At 63.6% G+C, this 3669-nt stretch carries 3 protein-coding genes; 1 reads left to right on the top strand and 2 read right to left on the bottom strand.

The window, feature by feature from the left end:
• Positions 1–546 precede the first annotated feature (546 nt).
• Positions 547–1290, top strand: a complete 744-nt coding sequence (locus tag SB786_RS35345; protein WP_410731457.1) for a 2OG-Fe(II) oxygenase — start codon at positions 547–549, stop codon at positions 1288–1290.
• Between the two features lie 224 nt (positions 1291–1514).
• On the opposite strand, the gene SB786_RS35340 is transcribed toward SB786_RS35345, so the two are convergent.
• Both SB786_RS35340 and SB786_RS35335 read right to left on the bottom strand, forming a co-directional pair.
• Positions 1515–2939 (bottom strand): MFS transporter, encoded by a 1425-nt coding sequence (locus SB786_RS35340; protein WP_410731456.1) that lies wholly within the window; start codon positions 2937–2939, stop codon positions 1515–1517.
• Between the two features lie 221 nt (positions 2940–3160).
• Positions 3161–3436 carry a hypothetical protein gene (locus tag SB786_RS35335; protein WP_410731455.1) on the bottom strand — a complete coding sequence of 92 codons (276 nt, stop codon included), beginning with the start codon at positions 3434–3436 and terminating at the stop codon, positions 3161–3163.
• Between the last annotated feature and the right edge of the window lie 233 nt (positions 3437–3669).

Genomic DNA, 3669 nt, shown 5'->3' with positions numbered 1-3669 from the left:
TCTTTTCTTCTTCATCGGCATATCCATGACTTTTACACCTCATGATATGCCCCGCCCACGAAATCACGGATAGGTCCGCCGTCGAGGATTCGGCTCGGGTACTGCGTCTGTTCATCCCGACCTCTCCTCGCCTTCTCGCCTTCTCGCCTTCTCGCCTTCTCGCCTTCTCGCCTTCTCGCTTTCTAACCTTCCGGCTTCCTCGCCCCTTCGCCTCGCGGGCCCGCTCGGTGTTCGTGTCGCGCACACTACGCTGAGCTTATTCCGGTCGGTCGCGCAACGACATCGCAATGAATCGCCGTTGCGGCCGACTGCTCGCGCCGCGATCTGCCTCCTCCAGCCGAATTGAAGCGCAAGATCTGGAGCGCGCCGTCGCACCGACGACAGTAGACTTGGTTCATCGACTTTCATCGGGGACACTGTCGTGCTCGCAACGCTTCCCGACATCGCCTCGCCGACCATCCCGCTGCGACCGCGGGCGCACATTCCGGCGCGCGCGACATGCCCACACGACACTCTGTCCCCATCGCTGACGAACGAGGTACACCCGTGAACATCGCCGATCTGCAACCCGCCATCGAATCTGCTGACCTCGTACAACGCGTGAGCGCAGTCGAGTGGACCGCCGTCGGGTCCGAACTCGATCGCTATGGGTGCGCTCGCGTACCGGGCCTTCTGTGCGCCGACGAATGCACGGCGCTGGCATCGCTCTATCCGCGCGATGCGCTTTACCGTTCGCGCGTCGTCATGGCGCGGCATGGCTTCGGCCGCGGCGAATACCGGTATTTCGCCTATCCGCTGCCGGCAATCGTCGACACGTTGCGAACCGCGATCTACCCGCGTCTCGCGCCGATCGCGAATCGCTGGAACCAGGCGCTCGGGATCGACGTCCGCTACCCGGCCGACCACACGGCATTCCTCGAGCGCTGCCACGCGGCGGGACAGACGCGACCGACGCCGCTGATCCTGCAGTACGGGCCGGACGACTACAACTGCCTCCATCAGGACCTGTATGGCGAGCATGTCTTTCCGCTGCAGGTCGCGATCCTGCTGTCGGCGCCGGGCCGGGATTTCACGGGTGGGGAGTTCGTGCTGACCGAACAGCGGCCGCGGATGCAATCGCGTGCGGAAGTCGTGCCGCTGACACAAGGCGACGCCGTGATCTTCGCGGTGCACGGCAGGCCCGTGCAAGGAACGCGTGGCGTCTATCGCGTCAACCTGCGTCACGGCGTGAGCCGTATCCGGACCGGGCACCGCCATACGGTCGGCATCATCTTTCATGATGCTCAGTAGCGGCACGCGACGCGAGAACGGTAGCGTCGGGTGCCGCAGCATGTCCGAACTCGTGCGTGCGCGGCATGGCGCCGGGGCGTCGCCAGCACGACGGCCGTGTCAGTTCATGAAATGCATGCGCGAAGATTCATCGCGCCCGTGACGCACCGAACCGTCAAGTGAGCGGAGCGACTGAGCGCGACAGTACGCACCCGTCGCCATTCATGCGTGACCGGCCGTTCAACCTACCCTCGCGCCGCACTCGCGCGAAGTCTGTCGCCGGCATCGGATGCGAGCCGCGCATAGCCCGGCAACGTCAGCAGCGCGAGCACGCCCGCGGCAACGAACGTCCAGCGAAAATCGTCGAGCACGTAGTGAATCCCGGCCGCATCGCCGCGCATCAGCGCGGCGAGCCGCAATGCCAGCGCGCCGAATGCGATCCCCATCCCGATCGTCATCTGCTGCGCGGCGCTCCACAGCGTGCTCGCGGCGCTCGTCTGGTGCGACGGAACATCGGCATAGGCGAGGGTCGCCAGCGTCGTGAACTGCATCGAGCGCGTCAGCCCGTAGACGAATACGACCAGCAGCGTGATCGCGAGCGGCGTCGATGCGGTCAGCCAGCCGCATGCGATCGTGAAGAAGCCGACGATCGTCACGTCGACGAGCGCGACGCGGCGGAACCCGAAACGATCGAGGATCCACGACGTGCCCGCCTTCATGCCGAGATTGCCGACCGCGCTCGCCAGCAACAGCAATCCGGACTGGAACGGCGACAGCCCGAAACCGATCTGGAACTGCAATGGCAGCAGATAAGGCACGGCATTGATCGCAATCCGCGTGACCGATCCGGTGAGCACCGTGACCGAGAAGGTCGGCACCTTCAGCGTCGTGAAGTCGAGCAGCGGGTGCGCGCAACGCCGCGCGTGCAGCCACGCGGCGATGCCGAACAACACGCTGGCCGCGACCAGCACGGCCGCATGCGTGAACTGCGCATCCTGCTGACCAGCCGTTTCGGTACCCAGCAGCAGACAGGTCAGTGCACCGCCCGCCAGCACGAACCCAACCCAATCGAGCGGCCGCTGTTCGTCCGCGCGCGCGTTGCGGACGATCAAGCACGTACAGACCAGCGCGGCGAGGCCAAGCGGCACGTTCAACAGGAAGATCCATCGCCATGACGCAAAGGTCGTGATGAAGCCGCCGATTGGCGGCCCCACGACCGGCGCAACGATACCCGGCCACGTGATCGTCGCGATCGCGCGCATCAGCCGGGCTTTCTCGGTGCTGCGCACGACGATCATCCGGCCGACCGGCACCATCATCGCCCCGCCGACGCCCTGCAGCAGGCGTGCGGCCGTAAACGTCACCACGCCGTTGGACAGCCCGCAGAGAATCGATGCCCCGGTAAAAATCACGATCGCGCTGCCGAACACCGTGCGCGAACCGTATCGGTCCGCAATCCAGCTGCTGATCGGGATGAATACCGCAAGCGCCAGCATGTAGGCCGTCATCCCGAGACTCAGCGCATTCGGCCCGACGCCGAAGGAATGCGCCATCTGCGGCAGCGCGGTCGCGATCACGGTGGTGTCGATATACTCCATGAAGAAAGTCGCGGCGACGAGATACGGCAAGAAGTCGGTCGTCCGACCACTCTGAGCAGAGCTGGAAGTCATGAACGATGCAGTTGCGGAAGACGGAATACACCGGCAATCACGCGCGTGGAAGCCGGACGAGTGGCGATATTACCCTGAAGCATCCGAACGTCGTGCTGCCGACACGTGGCGCTCAAACTACTTTATGCGCATAGATTCGACTTGGCTCGGCAACCGGCCATACAGCGCGTGACGTCATTAAAGCGCGCATTTGGGCCAAATATCGGAGAAGATCGGCGATGTTACTTGCCCATCAGGCCATCCTGACGGATTCTGTAGTGCTCACCTCGACACGCATCACTCCAGTCCGCTCGGCCCTGGTCGTCGATTGTCCCTTGATAGACCACGACGCCATCCGACACCCGGATCAGGGAAAACTTCATATTGGCGAACGGGCCCACATCGCCGTCTGCATCCTGGAATTTTGCGTGAAACGGCGCATGGACGCAGTCAGCGTGAGACTGCGCAGCCCAGCCCGGCAGGGCGAAGCAACACAGAAGCGGGATGAGTTTTTTCATTGGTGTTGCCCAAAGAGGTTCATCTATGACAGTGAATCAAGGAAGAGTGAGGGGCCGACCTGGCCGATCCACGGGCCCACCGGCCCACCAGCGCCAGTAGCCCACCTCTCTGCCATCGCCTTTTCCGCCGCGCCAATGCAAAAACCCCCGCCTTTTGGGCGGGGGTTCTTGGCTTAGGGAGCCTGACGATTACCTACTTTCACACGGGAATCCGCACTATCATCGGCGTAGAG

The sequence above is a fragment of the Burkholderia sp. SIMBA_062 genome, assembly GCF_046534765.1.
Lineage (GTDB): Bacteria > Pseudomonadota > Gammaproteobacteria > Burkholderiales > Burkholderiaceae > Burkholderia > Burkholderia ambifaria.
The sequence above is the reverse complement of the archived record's forward strand: the minus strand, read 5'-3'. Positions and strand labels throughout refer to the sequence as shown.